Source organism: Apibacter sp. B3935 (assembly GCF_009827705.1).
Taxonomy (GTDB): Bacteria; Bacteroidota; Bacteroidia; order Flavobacteriales; family Weeksellaceae; genus Apibacter.
Map to the genome: position 1 here is coordinate 186,793 of NZ_WINL01000002.1, position 17,074 is coordinate 203,866.

General features: G+C 30.7%; 14 protein-coding genes and 1 pseudogene. 4 read left to right on the forward strand and 11 right to left on the reverse strand.

What is annotated here, in order from left to right:
* Nucleotides 1–273: 273 nt before the first annotated feature.
* A complete protein-coding gene (locus GFV00_RS03675) occupies nucleotides 274–558 on the reverse strand; it encodes a hypothetical protein (protein ID WP_160541966.1) in 285 nt (94 codons plus the stop codon).
* A gap of 296 nt (nucleotides 559–854) precedes the next feature.
* Here GFV00_RS03675 and dnaE point away from each other — a divergent pair, with 296 nt between their 5' ends.
* Nucleotides 855–5,225, forward strand: coding sequence for a DNA polymerase III subunit alpha (gene dnaE, locus GFV00_RS03680; protein ID WP_160557171.1), 4,371 nt, complete (start codon nucleotides 855–857; stop codon nucleotides 5,223–5,225).
* Nucleotides 5,226–5,273: 48 nt separating this feature from the next.
* Here dnaE and GFV00_RS03685 read toward each other — a convergent pair whose 3' ends face one another.
* The gene (locus GFV00_RS03685; protein ID WP_221411013.1) at nucleotides 5,274–5,963 is read right to left on the reverse strand and encodes a family 16 glycoside hydrolase; all 690 of its coding nucleotides are present in this window, start codon (nucleotides 5,961–5,963) and stop codon (nucleotides 5,274–5,276) included.
* Nucleotides 5,964–6,012: 49 nt separating this feature from the next.
* The gene (locus GFV00_RS03690) at nucleotides 6,013–6,660 is read right to left on the reverse strand and encodes an NADPH-dependent F420 reductase (RefSeq protein ID WP_160557170.1); all 648 of its coding nucleotides are present in this window, start codon (nucleotides 6,658–6,660) and stop codon (nucleotides 6,013–6,015) included.
* A 208-nt stretch (nucleotides 6,661–6,868) separates the two neighbouring features.
* On the opposite strand from GFV00_RS03690, the gene GFV00_RS03695 reads away from it, so the two are divergent.
* On the forward strand, nucleotides 6,869–7,225 hold the full coding sequence (locus GFV00_RS03695) for a helix-turn-helix domain-containing protein (RefSeq protein ID WP_160557169.1): 357 nt from the start codon (nucleotides 6,869–6,871) through the stop codon (nucleotides 7,223–7,225).
* Between the two features lie 16 nt (nucleotides 7,226–7,241).
* On the opposite strand, the gene GFV00_RS03700 is transcribed toward GFV00_RS03695, so the two are convergent.
* From GFV00_RS03700 to GFV00_RS03730, 7 genes and pseudogenes are all read right to left on the reverse strand, one after another.
* Nucleotides 7,242–8,252 (reverse strand): FUSC family protein, encoded by a 1,011-nt coding sequence (locus GFV00_RS03700; protein WP_160541962.1) that lies wholly within the window; start codon nucleotides 8,250–8,252, stop codon nucleotides 7,242–7,244.
* An 84-nt stretch (nucleotides 8,253–8,336) separates the two neighbouring features.
* Nucleotides 8,337–8,942 carry a CDP-alcohol phosphatidyltransferase family protein gene (locus GFV00_RS03705; RefSeq protein WP_160557168.1) on the reverse strand — a complete coding sequence of 202 codons (606 nt, stop codon included), beginning with the start codon at nucleotides 8,940–8,942 and terminating at the stop codon, nucleotides 8,337–8,339.
* Nucleotides 8,943–8,992: 50 nt separating this feature from the next.
* Nucleotides 8,993–9,874 (reverse strand): DMT family transporter, encoded by an 882-nt coding sequence (locus GFV00_RS03710; RefSeq protein ID WP_160557167.1) that lies wholly within the window; start codon nucleotides 9,872–9,874, stop codon nucleotides 8,993–8,995.
* A gap of 307 nt (nucleotides 9,875–10,181) precedes the next feature.
* The gene (locus GFV00_RS03715) at nucleotides 10,182–10,475 is read right to left on the reverse strand and encodes a Dabb family protein (protein WP_160557166.1); all 294 of its coding nucleotides are present in this window, start codon (nucleotides 10,473–10,475) and stop codon (nucleotides 10,182–10,184) included.
* 50 nt (nucleotides 10,476–10,525) lie between these two features.
* Nucleotides 10,526–11,014: a GNAT family N-acetyltransferase gene (locus tag GFV00_RS03720; RefSeq protein ID WP_160557165.1), complete on the reverse strand. Its 489-nt coding sequence runs from the start codon at nucleotides 11,012–11,014 to the stop codon at nucleotides 10,526–10,528.
* A 55-nt stretch (nucleotides 11,015–11,069) separates the two neighbouring features.
* A pseudogene (locus GFV00_RS03725) lies at nucleotides 11,070–12,604 on the reverse strand (YifB family Mg chelatase-like AAA ATPase).
* A gap of 143 nt (nucleotides 12,605–12,747) precedes the next feature.
* The gene (locus GFV00_RS03730; protein WP_160557164.1) at nucleotides 12,748–13,149 is read right to left on the reverse strand and encodes a hypothetical protein; all 402 of its coding nucleotides are present in this window, start codon (nucleotides 13,147–13,149) and stop codon (nucleotides 12,748–12,750) included.
* Nucleotides 13,150–13,326: 177 nt separating this feature from the next.
* Here GFV00_RS03730 and typA point away from each other — a divergent pair, with 177 nt between their 5' ends.
* Nucleotides 13,327–15,081 carry a translational GTPase TypA gene (typA, locus tag GFV00_RS03735; protein ID WP_160557163.1) on the forward strand — a complete coding sequence of 585 codons (1,755 nt, stop codon included), beginning with the start codon at nucleotides 13,327–13,329 and terminating at the stop codon, nucleotides 15,079–15,081.
* Between the two features lie 83 nt (nucleotides 15,082–15,164).
* Here typA and trxA read toward each other — a convergent pair whose 3' ends face one another.
* A complete protein-coding gene (trxA, locus tag GFV00_RS03740; RefSeq protein ID WP_105298011.1) occupies nucleotides 15,165–15,485 on the reverse strand; it encodes a thioredoxin in 321 nt (106 codons plus the stop codon).
* Nucleotides 15,486–15,981: 496 nt separating this feature from the next.
* On the opposite strand from trxA, the gene lipB reads away from it, so the two are divergent.
* Nucleotides 15,982–16,695, forward strand: coding sequence for a lipoyl(octanoyl) transferase LipB (lipB, locus tag GFV00_RS03745; RefSeq protein ID WP_160557162.1), 714 nt, complete (start codon nucleotides 15,982–15,984; stop codon nucleotides 16,693–16,695).
* Nucleotides 16,696–17,074: the final 379 nt, after the last annotated feature.

The following is a 17,074-nucleotide window of genomic DNA, read 5'->3' on the forward strand; positions in this document are numbered from 1 at the left end:
TATTATAGAAGAGATACAAAAATACATATTTTATGGTTTATCAACTATTTTTATATTAAAAACATTAGTAATTTTTTATCATGAATTTAGAACAAATAATAGGTTTTTAAACTAAATTCAATTTCAGCCCTAATTAAATTAATTCATTAAAAATCTATCTTATTTTTATAGCTGAAATTCTAATTTCTAAATCAAAAAATGATTTTTTTAAATAAAAAAAGAAGCTTAATTGATAAGCTTCTTGCACAAATTTATATAAGTTAAAAACTTAATCTATTCTTTTTTAGATGCATCTCTAATTTTTCGTTTCGCATCTGTGGTTAAATCCTCTACCTTATCTCCTATTTTATCACCCCAATCTTCTGCCTTATTGGATATTTTACTAAAAAAATTAGATACTGAATCTTTAAAATGTTCGTATTTCCCTTTAAAGAATTTTTCCCAATCAACATGTAAATCTTCTTTATCCATATATTCTTTTATTACATTTAAAGATTTCACCGCCTGATCTTCACTGAGACCTACTTCTTTTTGAAGTTTTTCAATAATATTTTCCATACACTATGTTTTTTTATTGTTTTAGTAAAATAAAAAATCAAAAATTAGACCTAATAAATGATTTGCTTATAAATATTTTATATGTAATACATGTAAAATTTCAGGCTGTTAAATTATATTTTACATTCTGTTTAAATAGAAACTAATCTTTCTTTACCCTGTAATTTTTTTAATGTAAAATTACACTCTATTTTATTCAATTCCAATATCTTTCAAAGTTATTTTTAAGAAATGAAATATTGAAGGAACTTAAGATTTAAAAGTTAGATTCATAAAGAAATCCCTAACTTTGTATTATGAAATTCCTAGTTTTTGATACTGAAACCACAGGTCTTCCTGCAAATGCAAATGCACCTGTTTCCGATTCAGACAATTGGCCTAGAATGGTTCAAATTGCCTGGCAGTTACATGATGAAAATGGTGATTTAATTGAAAACTATGACTATATAATTAAACCCGAAGGATACGACATACCTTTCAATGCTCAAAAAATTCACGGTATAAGTACCGAAAAAGCATTAGCGGAAGGTCATGATCTTAAAACCGTATTGGATCAATTTAATGCGGTACTAGCAGATAATCCGATTTTAGTCGGACAAAATATAGCATTCGACATCCCGATTGTTGGAGCTGAATTTTATCGAAAATCAATTGAAAACCATATTGCGGATCTTCCGTTAATAGATACAGCCCGTGAGGGAACTAATTTTTGTGCTTTGCCCGGAGGTATGGGAGGTGGATTTAAATTTCCTAAACTTTCCGAATTATATGAAAAATTATTTGGGCATGGTTTTGATGAGGCACACAATGCTGCGGCAGACGTTAATGCTACCGCTCAAGCATTTTGGGAGTTGGTTAGACGAAACCAAATAAGTGCAAATAAGCTGAATTTTACAGAAGAAGAATTAAGCGCTTTTATTGAAACTCATCCTGAACCTTTTCAACCTTTTGATATTGTTATTCGTGAACAGGTCAAAGATTTTAATAAACAACTAAAAGGGAAATCAGAAAGTACTAAAAAATCTGTAGATGAAATAAATTATTCATCTTTTTTCCACTTTCACAATCATTCGGTTTATTCAATACTTACTTCTACCAGTAAACATTCTGATTTAATAAAAAAAACCTTAGAATATAACATGCCCGCTTTAGGTGTAACGGATACGGGCAACTTGATGGGTGCATTTGCTTTTCTCAATGAAATAAAAAAAGCTAATGGATCTATTAAAGATCATAATGCTAAAATTTTAGAAGACAATGGTTCTGAACCTTTAAAAAATGAGATTTTACCAATTATCGGTTGTGAACTGTATATATCTGAAACTTATTTACAAAATAAGTTTACAAAAGATAATCCGGATCGTAGATATACTCAGATATTACTTGCTAAAAATCATGAAGGATTTAAAAATCTTTCTAAATTATCAACTTTAGGATATAAACTAGGTTTGTATGCAGGCTATCCCAGAATTGGAAAAGAACTTATTGAACAATATAAAGAAAATTTAATTGCAACTACCGGAAGTTTATCTTCAGAAATTCCCAGTCTAATTTTAAATGTGGGAGAAAAGCAGGCAGAAGAGGCCTTTATCTATTGGCATGGATTATTTGGTGATGATTTTTATGTAGAGTTATTAAGACACCATTTAGATGAAGAGGAACACCTCAACAAAGTTTTAATAAAATTTGCCAAAAAATACGGAGTCAAGGTTTTAGCTCAAAACAATACATTTTATATTAGTAAAAAAGAAGCAGAAACCCAGGATATCCTTTTATGTATAAAAGACGGAGAAAAACAATCTACCCCTAAGGGCAGAGGTTTTGGAAGAAGATACGGTCTTCCTAATGATGAATATAATTTTAAATCTCAAACAGAAATGGCTCAATTGTTTACAGATATACCGGAAGCAATTGAAAATTTTGAAGACTTTATCAAAAAATTTGAACCCTATCAATTAACCCGAGATGTTTTACTTCCTAAATTTGATATACCTGATGAATTTAAAGACCCTCAAGATGAAGTGGACGGAGGTAAGCGAGGAGAAAATGCCTACTTAGCATATCTTACCTGGGAAGGTGCTAAAAAAAGATATGGTGACCAATTATCCGAAGATACTAAAGATCGTTTACAATTTGAGTTGGAAACCATAGCCAAAACGGGATATCCCGGCTATTTTCTCATTGTACAGGATTTCACTTCTCAAGCGCGTAAAATGGGTGTATCTGTTGGTCCGGGGCGAGGTTCTGCAGCCGGATCAGCCGTTGCTTATTGCATAGGAATTACTAATATAGACCCTATTAAATATGATTTACTTTTTGAGCGTTTCTTAAATCCGGATCGGGTATCCTTACCCGACATAGACATCGATTTTGACGATAGAGGACGTGAAAAAATCATTCAATGGGTGGTAGATAAATACGGAGAAAATCAGGTTGCACAAATAATTACTTACGGTACATTAGCCGGACGTTCCGCAATAAGGGATGCAGGAAGAGTGCTTGAATTGCCCTTAAGCGATACGGACCGCTTATCAAAAAACCTACCCTCTACCTTAAATTTAACTAAGCTAAAAAATAAAACAGAAAATGAGTTAATTAAAGATTTCGGTAAGGAGGAGTCTGTTCCTGTGCTTCAACTCAAACAAAAATTTAATGAATATGACCTGGAAGGGCGGGTAATACAAAATGCTTATCAATTGGAAGGTAGTTTACGGAACACGGGAGTTCATGCGTGTGGAGTAATTATTACTCCGGAAGATATTACTAATTTAATACCTGTTGCCGTTGCCAAAGATTCCTCTTTGTTGGTATCCCAATTTGACAACTCCGTGGTAGAAAGTGCCGGATTGTTAAAAATGGATTTTCTAGGCTTACGTACCTTGACGATTATTGCCGATACCATTGATATTATTAGAAAAAGGACCGGTGAAGTTTTAAATCCCGATGATTTTCCTTTGGATGATGATAAAACCTATGAGATATTCAAAAATGGAAATACAGTTGGTATCTTCCAATACGAGTCCCCCGGAATGCAAAAGCACCTCAAAGCATTGCAACCGGATAAGTTTGAGGACTTGATTGCCATGAATGCCTTGTATCGTCCCGGACCTCTACAATATATTCCCAACTTTATCAATCGTAAACATGGAAAGGAAGAAATTTCTTACGATTTAGAGGATATGGAAGAGTATCTTGCGGATACTTACGGTATTACTGTTTATCAAGAACAAGTAATGCTTCTTTCTCAAAAATTAGCCGGATTTAGTAAAGGTGATGCGGACGTGCTAAGAAAAGCTATGGGTAAGAAGCAAATTCAAGTCTTAAATAAAATGGAAGCTCGTTTTCTTGAGGGAGCTATCGAAAGAGGTCATCCTGAAGATAAATTAAAAAAAATATGGGAAGACTGGAAAGCTTTTGCTCAATATGCTTTTAACAAATCTCACTCCACTTGTTATGCTTTTATTGCCTTTCAAACCGCTTATTTAAAAGCTCATTTTCCTGCAGAATTTATGGCCGCATTGCTCAGCAATAACCTTAACAATCTTACTACTTTGAGTTTCTTTATGGAAGAATGTAAAAATATGGGATTGGAAGTGCTTGGACCTGATGTTAATGAAAGTGATTATGAATTCACCGTAAATGAAAAAGGTGCTATCCGTTTTGGAATGGGAGCTATTAAGGGAATCGGTGAAAATGCTGTTGAAGCTGTAGTAAGTGAAAGACAAACTAAGGGAAAATATAAAAATCTGTTTGAATTTTTTGAAAGGACAGATTTAAAAAATATAAATAAAAAAGTTCTGGAAAATTTAGTATTGGCAGGGGCTTTTGATGGATTAGCCAATAATAATCGTGCTCAATTTTTTAAAGAAGAAAATGGTACCAGCACTATTGAAAAGCTGGTAAGATACGGGATTGCCTATCAGGATAATAAGAATTCTGCTCAAAATTCTTTATTTGGAGACTTGGGGGATGAAGGATTTGATGTTATGAAACCGGTAATTCCTGAAACGGAAGAATGGAGTACCATGTATAAATTGGGTAGAGAAAAAGAAGTAGTAGGTATCTATATATCTGCTCATCCAATGGATAATTACAAATACGAAATTGCGTTGATTAAACCTATTGATATTTCTGAAATTAATGAAAATAAAGAAAATTATATTAATAAGGAAGTGTATATTGCCGGTATGATCTCTCGTTTTGAGCATAAGGAAATAAACGACGGCAGAACAAGAATCGCCTATTTTGATTTGGAAGATAAAACAGGTACTATTTCTCTTAAGCTTAAAAAGAATTATCTGGATTTGCAAAAATATCTTATTCCTAATTTATTTGTTTTAGTAAAAATCACGGTAGGTATGATTAAAGATAACGGCTTTGTATATATAAACGTGCTGAATATCGAAGAACTTAGCGATGTGATCGGAAAACATGCTAAAAAATTAACCATTAAGATAAACTTGGAAAATTTAGATGAAAATACCATTACTACTTTAAATAAAGTATGTGATGAAAATGCAGGTTCTAAAGATATACACTTTGAAATTATCGATAAAAAGAACAATGTGTATTTAGAATCTCAATCAATGAACCGAAGAGTAAATATAAATAAACAAATTTTAGATGTATTAAGAAACGATCTGTATTTAGATTTCAGGTTGAATTAATAAAAATTCCGACTCTATTTTAAAGTCGGAATTTTGTTTTAGGTTTTATTATTGTAGATAAACCTTCAAATCTTTAAAATATCCTTCAGTGCCTACATCAACAAAGAGTCCGATAGCTCCTGTCGCATTTCCTCCTAATTTTAAATCATTTACGATGAGTGAGGGTTGTTTATTATCATTTATATATAATTTAGCTTTTTGCCCTTGAACTTCAATTCTTAATTGTATCCATTCGTTTAGTGCCATATCTGCATAGGACTCGTATTTATTTTGAGATTCATTTCTCAATCGTTGATACTTATAATTCGGATAAGAAAAATATTGTATGGTCCTGTTTCTGTGTTCCTGATTCTCGGATCTTCCGTTTAAAGGGCGAACATATATACTTTCAAACTTAGTGTTTGAATCATTTATATGAAAGGCTATACCAATAAAACCTCGGGCAAAATTCGGAGCATCATCCAAAATTCGACTTAACACTTTTACTTCTATGATCCCATTGGCAAAATTTACATTATTGATTCGTACATAAGTAGGTTCATCAAATTTCTTGATTGATGGATCCTTAACAACTCTTACTACTTTATCGCCATCCATTTTTTCAAATGTCATAAATGTATTTATCGCTTTCAAATGGGGCGTTGTTAAATCTATAACTTTTTGTGCTTTTATTTCAGAAATGTTTATAATCAAAACAAAAAGTAGAAAATATGCATTTTTAATAATATTTATTTTCATCGAATTTCAATTTACTTAATTTATATATGTTTTTATTACATGATAAAATTTAATCTATATACTTAAAAGTCGAATTCCATTTATTATATAAAACACCTTGAGCTACATATAATTGTCCCATATACTCTAATGCTCGTGAAGATTCTAGTTTACCAGCATCATAGATATTCCAACCTAAAGATTTAATTATTGTAGAAATTGTATTTTTAACCTCTTCATTATTTCCGGCAATAAATGCGGTACCGTTTTCTTTCAGTGAGGGCTGATACATAAGATGCGCACCTATGGTATTCATTCCTTTAACAACATGCGATAATGGCAAAAGCTTTTGTACACTTTCTGACAGAGATTCTTCGGGAGATGAAATTAATTTTATTACTCCATTAGTCGGAGCTTCCGATGAAAATGCATTTGTAATATCCCAAAGTATTTTACCTTCAAAATTTTTAATTCCAAGATCCTTTATGGTTTCTATAAGCGCAAATCCGGGAATTGAAAGAAGTATAATTTCACTTAATGCAACAGCCTCTTGGTAGGAAACAATGGATAGGGTTTTATTAACTTGTTTTAGTTTTTCTATATTTTCACTTCCTTTTTCGAAATTTCTTGAACCAACTACCACATTATACTTTTCATTAATTAATCCGTTAATTAACGCTTGTGCAACATTTCCTGTTCCTAGTATTGATATTTTCATTTTTATATATATTTAAATAAGTTTATGATTCGAATTTAGCCCGAACAACTTATGTTCACAAGCAGGCTCGTAACGAACCGCTAAAGTTAGAATTATTGATTATCAGCTAATTATATGTTTAATTTTAACATTTATTTAACTATAAATTATTACTTTATTATTTATAGTTGTACTCTATTGGAGAGTAATATGTATATTTGATAGAAAAATGAAAGCTCATAAACTCGATTTAAAATATCCCATCTGTCCCATAAGAAATATATTAAGCCGATTTAGCGATAAATGGTCTTTATTATTATTAGCTGTTTTATATTCCGGCAAAACGATGCGTTACGGAGAAATAAAAAATGAACTTCCTGATATTTCTCAAAAGATGCTTACCAACACGCTAAAAAATTTGGAAAAATATAATTTAATTAAAAGAAAAGCCTATGCTGAAATCCCGCCTAGGGTTGAATATAGTCTTACGGAAACAGGTATCAGTTTAATGCCTTCCATTCAGATGATGATCACTTGGGCTGAAAATCATTTTGAAGAAGTTTTAAAAAATAATAAAAACCACTAATTCTAAAAGATCAGTATTAGTTTTTACTTTTTAAAAATCGAATATGCAATAAACTTAAACTCATAATTAATATGGCCGATACTCCTCCAATCGAGGTGGCAATTAATCTGTCCATAGCTATTTCATTACCCGATGACCCATTAATTGCAAACATTAATACGGTTGTAATCGTTAAAAAGGTTGACAAAATTGCATATCTGTGGTTGGCAAATACATAGCAAACATATAAAGATATCAGAATTTCCAATGCCATGATATATCTTGATGGAAACCACCATATTAAAAAAGTAGCTATGACAATACCCAGAAGTGTTCCCATCAACCTTATACTTGCTTTTTTCAGGGTATCAATAAAATCAGGTTTCAAAATAACTAAGGCAGTCATAACAGCCCAGTAATAATATTTGATATCGAAAACAGTTATAAAGAAAAAGCAAACTAAAATGGTTAATGCGGTATAGATGATGGTCATATGGAAGCGTATTTTTTTATCAATATCTTCATATATGTTTTTAAAAATGATCAGAAGCTCCTCAGGGTTACTAATATTTCTTTCAAATGATGATTTCTCAATGAGAAAAATAATACAAATAGATTGAAATAAACCTCCTGCAAGAATTAAAACACCTCTATGCAGAGCGGCATAAATATCTCCCACATAATAGCCTCCTACAAAAAAAGCAATAGACCATTGTAAAACAATCCACCAAGCATTTTGATCGATAGTTCCCACACAGGTTGCTAAACAGGCCAATAATACACAACAGACTATATACCAAAAATAGAAATGTCCTATTAATGATCCCAATGCAGCACATATACTCATTCCTAGAACGGCTATGATCATGGGCGCAAAAGGATATTTTAATATTTTTTTATTTGCTCCATATCCCGCCGTCACAGCACCTCCTGCAGCTATACTTGCAAAAATGATATTATTGAAGATAAATCCGAAACTATAGATTATTAATATACCCGGTAAGGAATATAGCGCTATAATTAGGTCTTTTTTGTAATCTTTCAACATTTAAAATTAAAATTTTAAATTTTTTAAAATAAGTTGTTTCCGATTGGTATGTTCTATTTTATTTAAACTTTCTAAAGTATTTAATTAGTAACTGAACCTAATGTACTTCTTCTTTAAATTAATTTTTTTTCTAATTAAATAAGCATGAAAAAAACTCGGTACGTCATGCACCCAATGAGGTAATAATATAAGTATAAGTAAAACATCAACATAGGAAATATATCCCACAATTATAGTCAGATATAAAAAGAATCCACCGTAATTAAAACCCAGTATTGATATAAGCGCTAAAAATAACGTTATTCCCCAAAATTTTGAAGAATACGCATGGGTACTTGCTTCTTTTCCGAATCGCAAGAAACTAATTAGCGCACTTATTCCTTCTAATATTACTAAACCTACAATAAATATCAAATTGGCTTCTATGATCCCAGGTCGAACTATTCCTGTTGATATTGCAAGAGATAGCCAAAATATAATATCTATAAAACTATCCATTCTTCTTAAATTTTCAGTTGCTACCTGATACTTTCTGGCAATAATTCCATCCAATATATCGGAAATCAACCCCAGGCATAGTATTAAAACAAGCATAGGAACACATCTTTCTCCATAGTGATAAGATAAAATAATGCTTAGAGGAGCCAGTAAGAGTCTGAATATCATAAGAATTTTAGGGACAGTACGCATATGTCTAATATTAATCTTATGTAAACTCAAAAATAATGCAAATGCTAACTTTATTGATTTTGGATCTTTTTATTTTTAGATTTTAAATAACCGTTAAAACAGATGGCAGCAATCATGACAGCTGTTGAAATATAAAATACTGGACTCATTTTTTCCGAATCTTTCCAAATTAAAAAGGCTATTAAAATAGCATATACAGGCTCTAAGTTTATGGAAAGCATGAGTGTAAAAGGCGTAATGTGTTTCATCAGCTTCATGGTCATAACTAAAGGAAAACTGGTTAAAAGTCCGCCCAACATTAAAAGCCATAGGATATCCCAAGCTTTTATGGTAGCTATGGCTTCCCAATCATTGAACAAAAACATAAAAACCGTCAAGGTTACAAAAGCTCCTGCCATTTCATAGAAAGTTATTATTTCTGGACTTTCTTTTGAATGCATTATTCCGTTTACTACTGAAAACAATGCCGACAAGAATGCACATCCGATACCAAGTAGTATACCTTTCCAATAACTCATTTCTGTATTAAAGATAAAAAGTATACAAATTATAATAACTAAACTTAAAATTATTTCAGAAATTTTGATTTTTCGTTTGAAAAAAAAGGGCTCTAAAAAAGCCACAAATAAAGTTCCTGTTGATAGGGTTGAAGTGGCAATAGAAATGTTGGATATTTTAATGGATCCATAAAACAATGACCAATGAGTACCTACAATTACTCCACACCCCAAAAGTTGGAACATCAGCTTTTTGGAAATTTTAAAATTTTTTCCTTTTGAAAAATATAAATAACAAAATAAAATAAAAGCTGCAACCAAGGTCCTACCCCATACCAGAGGTATAGCATTAAGAGAGATAAGCTTACCTATTACACCGGTAAATCCCCAAATAAATACGATAATATGCAATTGAACTATTGCCGGTAATTTCATGAATAATTAATTTGTTAAATAGTGGATGCAAATTTAATCATCTTTGTTTAAATTCTAAAAAAAAGAGTCATTTAATAAATAATTTGTAATTTTTATATATAAATATTCTAAAAAATTACATTATTCGCATTTCACCATCCATCATTTTACCCATAAATTGATCGTATTAGGGGAAAGAATAATCGGATATTTTATTTAGTTGTTGAAGTTAAATTGGCATTAAAATTTATATTATCCATAAAGCAAGAATAAAAAAAGGATGTGTAGTGTAAGTAAACATCCTTTTTAATAATCAATTACTATGTAACTATATTTCGTAATCGATAGCTACTCTTTGTTCAACCACTGTTTTTATAAACTCCACCACTTTAAGATGTTCCGGATGATTTGCATATAGAGTTAAATCTTCAAAATTTTTAAATCGGGAATCTAAAAGTATATCAAAATTTGACTGTGGAGCAATCTCCATATTGGTATTTACTTGGATATATTGTAACTCCTTAATTCGATCTTTTAAGGCTTCTAAATCATTTTTTATTTTTAAAGCATTATTTTTTTTATCGCTTTCTTTAAGCTTCCACATTACAATATGATGTATCATTTTTATTATTTTTTAAATTATTTTGATTTTTATTATAGATTTTAATTTATTCAATCCAATAGTAGTTGCCAAAATTCAACATCTATCAATTGATTAAATTTTTTTCCTGATTCTTTAAAATTTCCTATCAGATTAAATCCTGTTTTCCGATGCAATTTTCTACTGGGCTCATTCGGTAAAGATATTACTCCTATAATGGAATGTATATCTATCTTTTTTGATTCTTCAATCAGGGCTGTAAGCAATTCATTACCTATTCCTTGATGGGTTTGATTATAATCCAGGTAAATACTGTTTTCTAATGTTATATCATAAGCCGAACGTTCTCGCCAAGTATTCAAATATGCATATCCTAGTATGATTCCTTCTTTTTCATATACTATATAAGGATAACCTTTTGCCGATATTTTTTGAATTCTGTTTTCTATCTCCCGGGCACTAACTTTTTTTTCTTCAAAGGTAATGACCGTATTTTCTATATAATAATTATAAATTTCAGCTATTCTTAATGCATCGGATAGTTGAACATTTCTTATCATAATTTATTATTATTTTCTTTGTTCAAATTAATAATAATTTTTCAAAAATTTACATTTATTTACACCATCCTTCCCGATCAAGGCTACGATATTGTATAGCTTCTCCAATATGGTGTGCTTGGATAACTTCTGATTTATCTAAATCTGCTATCGATCTGCCCACTCTTAAAATTCGATCATAGGCTCGGGCAGATAAACCCAATTTTTCAATGGCAGATTTTAGTAAATTTTTGGAAACGTCGTCCAACAAACAAAATTCATCTAATTGTTTAGGTCCAATTTGAGCATTATAATGGATTCCTTCCGCTGTTTTATATCTTTGAGTTTGAATTTTCCTTGCTTCTACCACTCTTGCCCTTATTTCTGAACTTGACTCTCCTTTCCTTTTATCCGATAAATCATCAAAAGGAACGGGTGAAACTTCCACATGAATATCGATTCGATCGAGTAACGGCCCGGATATTTTATTCATATATCTTTGCATTTCTTGTATAGTGCTCGTATTTTTAGGGTCATTTGGAAAATATCCGGAAGGAGAAGGATTCATGGAAGCAATCAACATAAAACTGGCCGGATAGGTGATCGTAAATTTTGCTCTTGAGATAGTTACAATCCTGTCTTCTAAAGGTTGTCTCATGACTTCCAATACTTGGCGATTAAATTCAGGCAGTTCATCCAGAAAAAGTACGCCGTTATGAGATAGAGAAATTTCTCCGGGTTGCGGATAGCTTCCTCCTCCAACTAATGCTACTCCTGATATGGTATGATGAGGATTACGATAAGGTCTTACTGTCATTAAAGAAGATTCTGATCCTAATTTTCCGGCAACGGAATGTATTTTCGTTGTCTCTAGTGCTTCCGATAAGGTCAATGGAGGTAAGATGGAAGGAATTCTTTTTGCCAACATGGTTTTTCCACTTCCCGGCGGACCGATTAAAAGTACATTGTGACCTCCGGCAGCAGCAATCTCCAAAGCTCTTTTTACATTTTCCTGACCTTTAACTTCTGAAAAATCAAATTGAAATTTACTATTATTCTCAAAAAACTCTTCTCTTGTATTTACTATGGTTGGATTTAATTGAATGTTTTTATCAAAAAAATCAATGACTTCTTTTATATTGTCAACTCCATAAACTTCGAGATCATTGACTATAGCAGCTTCTTTAGCGTTTTGTTTAGGAAGAAAAAGCCTTTAAAACCATCTTCTCTTGCTTGTATTGCAATAGGTAAAACACCTTTTATGGGTTGTAAAGAACCATCTAAAGATAATTCGCCCATAATTAAATATTGATCGAGATGATCTCCTTTTATTTGCTCGGATGCCGCCAATATTCCCATAGCAATTGTTAAATCATAAGCTGATCCTTCTTTCCTTAGATCTGCAGGTGCCATGTTTACTGTGATTTTTTTACCCGGCATTTTATATCCACAGTTTTTTAAGGCTGCCGAAATTCGATGTGCACTTTCTTTTATTGCCATATCCGGCATACCTACCAACTGATACCCTACTCCTTTATCTACATTTACTTCAACGGTTATTAATTGAGCATTGACTCCATAGACAGAACTTCCATACGTTTTAATTAGCATAAAAAATAGTTTTATCCGTATAAAGATAAAACTATTTTAGTTTATTTTAGATAATGTATGATGATGAATATCTGCTTTATACTTAAAATACTACTTTCATTATTTTTTAATAGGTTCAAAGACGATAAAAAAATATGCAGTTATTACTTGGATGCGGCATCGACTAATTGCATATACCAATTTCTAAGATTTTTTTGTTGTTCGGTATCTAATTTTTTTAAGACCTTTTTGTAATTTTCATCTATATCATTGGCTTTAAGTTGCAATTCTAAAATTTTACTTTCATTACCTGCTTGAGTAGCTTCTGCTATTTGCTCAAAATATAATTTAGTTTCCTGAACAAAGTTGTCCGCCTCTTTATTTTCAAATTTCGGTACTTTTTTAATTGGAGATAAACTTATCGTATCTAATGACGTAGTCTTTACCACCGGAGTACTATCCTTTGATTGATTAGTATTTGGATCCTTCTCTGATTTTTTAGAATTGTTACATGAACTTATGCTTAAAGCAATACCTAAAAAAAATACGATATAAGATATTTTCATTTTCTTATTTTTAAATACTAATCAAAAGTACAATTAAATTATTCATTTTAATAGTGTTTTTAAGTTTCTATTAATAAAACCTTAAATTATGAATAATAGTATGCTTTTATTTACTAACACAAAACCATATATTTAGCAATAATATCTTACATTTGCACCTGAATTTTAATATCATATATGCAATCAATTAGAAATATAGCAATTATTGCTCATGTCGATCATGGAAAAACAACATTAGTAGATAAAATTATTCAGTCTTGTAATGTTGTTGAAAAAAATGACGGGGATTTGATTCTGGATAATAATGATCTGGAACGTGAAAGAGGAATAACCATTTTATCCAAGAATGTATCAGTAAACTATAAAGGTGTCAAAATTAATATCATTGACACTCCCGGACACGCGGATTTTGGAGGAGAGGTTGAACGTGTTCTTAAAATGGCTGACGGTGTTTTATTGCTTGTGGATGCGTTTGAAGGACCAATGCCTCAAACTCGCTTTGTTCTTAGTAAAGCGATTGAATTGGGATTAAAGCCCATCGTAGTAATTAATAAAGTTGATAAAGAAAACTGCCAACCGGAACATGTACATGATCAGGTATTTGAATTAATGTTTAATTTAGATGCTACTGAAGAACAATTGGATTTTGAGACGGTATACGGTTCTTCTAAACAAGGTTGGATGTCCGGAGATTATAAACAACCTACCGATAACATTACATATTTATTAGATAAAATTATTGAATTAATACCGGAAGCACCTTATGTAGAAGGAACGCCTCAAATGCAAATTACCTCTCTTGATTTCTCAAGTTTTGTGGGAAAAATTGCCATAGGTCGTGTGTATCGTGGAGATTTAATTTCCGGAAAAGATTATACTCTTTGCCAGGAAGACGGTAAAAATAAAAAAATACGCATAAAAGAATTACAAGTCTTTGAAGGTTTAGGAAGAAAACCTGTTGAATCTGTAAGAAGCGGTGATTTATGTGCTGTAATCGGTATCGATGATTTTGAAATCGGTGATACTATTGCTGACTTGAACGAACCGGAAGCTTTGCCTCGTATTGCGGTTGATGAGCCTACGATGAGTATGTTGTTTACTATCAATACTTCACCGTTTTTCGGTAAAGAAGGAAAATACGTTACTTCAAGACACCTTAGAGATCGATTAATGAAGGAAACTGAAATCAACTTAGCCCTTCGAGTGGAAGAAACTGATTCCGAGGATAAGTTCAATGTTTTTGGTAGAGGTATTCTTCACTTATCTGTCCTTATTGAAACTATGAGACGTGAAGGATATGAATTGCAAGTAGGTAGACCAAAGGTAACTATTAAAGAGATTGACGGTGTTAAACATGAGCCCTATGAACATTTAGTAATTGATGTTCCCGATGCTGTATCCGGCAAAGCTATAGAATTGGTTACTCAAAGAAAAGGAGAATTAAAAGTGATGGAACCTAAAGGTGATTTACAACATTTGGAATTTGATATTTCTTCTCGAGGTCTTATCGGATTACGTAACCTTCTTCTAACAGCAACTTCCGGAGAAGCCATTATTAATCATCGTTTTAAAGATTTTGAACCGGTAAAAGACATTATTCCGCAAAGACAAAACGGATCTATGATTTCATCTGAAACGGGACAGGCTTTGGCTTATGCAATCGACCGACTTCAGGATAGAGGTAAATTTTTTGTTGAACCGGGAGATCAAATATATAAAGGTCAAGTAGTCGGAGAACATAGCCGTGATAATGATTTGGAAGTAAATCTTATTAAAGGTAAAAAGTTAACCAACGTGAGAGCTTCCGGATCTGACCAAGCTGCTAAAATTTTCCCTAAAGTTGAATTTTCATTAGAAGAAGCTATGGAATATATTAAAGATGATGAATATCTTGAAATAACTCCTAAGAGCTTACGTATGCGTAAAATTTAATTTATACTTTTTAAATAGCATTTTATATAAATAAAAATATCCTGAATATTTCAGGATATTTTTATTTTCATCATTTAATTGGATTAATCCAATAATGCATTCATTTTTTCTGCTAGCTTTTCTTTTGGCTGAACCCCTACTACTTTGTCAACAACTTGTCCATTTTTAAAGAATAAAAGCGTAGGAATATTTCTGATTCCATATTCTACCGAAACTTCTTGATTGGCATCAATATCAATTTTAGCAACTTTTACTTTTCCTTTAAATTCTTCAGACAATTCATCAACTATAGGTTTTAAACTTCTGCATGGTCCACACCATTCAGCCCAAAAATCAACCAAAACCGGTTCTTTGGAACTTAATACCTCATCTTTGAATGTTTGATCACTAATTTCTAAACTCATATTTGTATTATTTATATCTATATCTTCACTAATTTTCAAAGCAAAATTAATTTAAAAATTTCATTTTGCACTAGTAAAGAAATTGCATTTTTAATGATTTATGTGAATAAAAAATTAATATATATTAATTCTTGAAAATAAAATGAGCGCAAATTATTTTTTTACCTCAAACTTTAGCCTTAACATTATAGTAACAAGTTTAAACGTTTTATTAACAATTTTTACTTAAATCTATTAAATAATTTTGTATTTAAGAAAAATGATGTATATTTGCATCAATAATTAGTTGTTCTTTAATAAAGTTTTTTAGTGTTAATGAACCCTTTCATAGTTTCTATTGAAAGGGTTTTACATATAATAATGTTACATTAATGTTAAAATTTTTTTTTCTTATACCAATCCCCTGCTATATTTTAACAAGTTATTAATCTTAATATTTCATTTATAACATATATAAATATTATCTTTTTTATATTTATACAATTATTTTAGCTTAATGAATAAAATCCAAAATAAAAAAGTAATATATAAAGATTTACTTCATGCTGATTATCTTAAAACTTGGAAGTTGCAAGAAAAATTACTCCAATATATTGTTTCAATCAAATTAAAAAACAAAAAATCAATAACTAATGAAATAAATCTTACTCCCAATTATTTTTTATTTGTTTCTCATCCGCATATATTTACCTTAGGTAAAAATGGTAATTTAGACCATCTTCTTATCAGCAATATCAAACTTCAAGAAATTAATGCTCAGTTCATTAAAACCAATCGAGGCGGAGATATTACGTATCATGGTCCCGGACAAATTGTTGGATATCCTATATTTGATCTTGATAATTTTTTTAATGATATCCACAAATACATGCGCTTGTTGGAAGAAGTAATTATAAAAACCATAAATTTTTATGGAATTAAAGGAGAAAGATCTAACGGGGAAACAGGCGTATGGATTGATGTAAATAAACCTATGGCCAGGAAAATATGTGCTATTGGCGTAAAGGCCTCTCAATGGGTCACTATGCACGGTTTTGCACTTAATCTATCCCCCAACCTTTCCTATTTTGACTACATCGTTCCTTGCGGCATACAAAACAAATATGTTACTTCTTTAGAAAAAGAATTGGGTATATCCGTAAACCCGGATGAGGTGAAAAAAGTTATTAAAAAATACTTTTCTGAAATATTTGATGTTGAATGGATTTAATATTTATATTCTATAATTTTTAATTATAATTACTATTTCATCTTCCATAAATTAAATTCTTCACTAATTTAATTCTTCATCTTAAAATTCGAAATAGTAAAAAAGATAAAATTTTTTTTTTATTAATTTTTACATTGTGCTTTATATCTTTAAGAATTTGTTAATATAATTTTTAGATTTTAAATTTTTAAAAACTAAAAAAATTGAATTTCTACTTTATTTAACACTTTTTGTGATTTATTTAACTCTAATATTTTTTTTTGATTTATTTATTTAACAACATAAAAATCATGTTTTTTTGAATATTTAATCCATTTACATTTTATTATCACTTATATAGCACATTTGCAATATTTTTTATATTTTTGTTTGGAAAAAT

Coding starts and splice junctions, on each gene's coding strand:
- GFV00_RS03715 (WP_160557166.1), bottom strand. CDS start 10,475: ATGATACATCATATTGTAATGTGGAAGCTTAAAGAAAGCGATAAAAAA.
- GFV00_RS03690 (WP_160557170.1), bottom strand. CDS start 6,660: ATGAAAATATCAATACTAGGAACAGGAAATGTTGCACAAGCGTTAATT.
- GFV00_RS03705 (WP_160557168.1), bottom strand. CDS start 8,942: ATGCGTACTGTCCCTAAAATTCTTATGATATTCAGACTCTTACTGGCT.
- lipB (WP_160557162.1), top strand. CDS start 15,982: ATGAATAAAATCCAAAATAAAAAAGTAATATATAAAGATTTACTTCAT.
- typA (WP_160557163.1), top strand. CDS start 13,327: ATGCAATCAATTAGAAATATAGCAATTATTGCTCATGTCGATCATGGA.
- GFV00_RS03700 (WP_160541962.1), bottom strand. CDS start 8,252: ATGTTGAAAGATTACAAAAAAGACCTAATTATAGCGCTATATTCCTTA.
- GFV00_RS03710 (WP_160557167.1), bottom strand. CDS start 9,874: ATGAAATTACCGGCAATAGTTCAATTGCATATTATCGTATTTATTTGG.
- GFV00_RS03675 (WP_160541966.1), bottom strand. CDS start 558: ATGGAAAATATTATTGAAAAACTTCAAAAAGAAGTAGGTCTCAGTGAA.
- GFV00_RS03720 (WP_160557165.1), bottom strand. CDS start 11,014: ATGATAAGAAATGTTCAACTATCCGATGCATTAAGAATAGCTGAAATT.
- GFV00_RS03730 (WP_160557164.1), bottom strand. CDS start 13,149: ATGAAAATATCTTATATCGTATTTTTTTTAGGTATTGCTTTAAGCATA.
- trxA (WP_105298011.1), bottom strand. CDS start 15,485: ATGAGTTTAGAAATTAGTGATCAAACATTCAAAGATGAGGTATTAAGT.
- GFV00_RS03695 (WP_160557169.1), top strand. CDS start 6,869: ATGAAAGCTCATAAACTCGATTTAAAATATCCCATCTGTCCCATAAGA.
- GFV00_RS03685 (WP_221411013.1), bottom strand. CDS start 5,963: ATGAAAATAAATATTATTAAAAATGCATATTTTCTACTTTTTGTTTTG.
- dnaE (WP_160557171.1), top strand. CDS start 855: ATGAAATTCCTAGTTTTTGATACTGAAACCACAGGTCTTCCTGCAAAT.